At 56.1% G+C, this 506-nt stretch carries 1 rRNA gene; it reads left to right on the top strand.

Annotated features, from left to right (window positions below):
- A 23S ribosomal RNA gene (locus D3105_RS34185) occupies positions 1 to 506 on the top strand; the annotation flags it as partial.

Genomic DNA, 506 nt, shown 5'->3' with positions numbered 1-506 from the left:
CCGTAAGGCTGGGCTGTGATGGGGCGGGAAATTTTAGTACCGAAGGTCATGAGTTCAGGCTGCCAAGAAAAGCCTCTAGCCAGGGAGAAGGTGCCCGTACCGCAAACCGACACAGGTAGGCGAGCAGAGCATGCTAAGGCGCTCGGAAGAACTCTCGTTAAGGAACTCGGCAAAATGACCCCGTAACTTCGGGAGAAGGGGTGCCTCGGTAGGGTGAATAGCCCGAGGGGGCCGCAGTGAAAAGGCCCAAGCGACTGTTTAGCAAAAACACAGGTCTGTGCGAAGCCGCAAGGCGAAGTATACGGGCTGACGCCTGCCCGGTGCTGGAAGGTTAAGGGGAGCGGTTAGGGGCAACCCGAAGCTGTGAACCGAAGCCCCAGTAAACGGCGGCCGTAACTATAACGGTCCTAAGGTAGCGAAATTCCTTGTCGGGTAAATTCTGACCCGCACGAATGGCGTAACGACTTGGGCGCTGTCTCGACGAGAGATCCGGTGAAATTTTAATA

The organism is Streptomyces globisporus, assembly GCF_003501885.1.
Taxonomy (GTDB): Bacteria; Actinomycetota; Actinomycetes; order Streptomycetales; family Streptomycetaceae; genus Streptomyces; species Streptomyces globisporus_D.
Note: the sequence above shows the minus strand (reverse complement) of the source record. Positions and strands in the feature narration are given on the sequence as shown.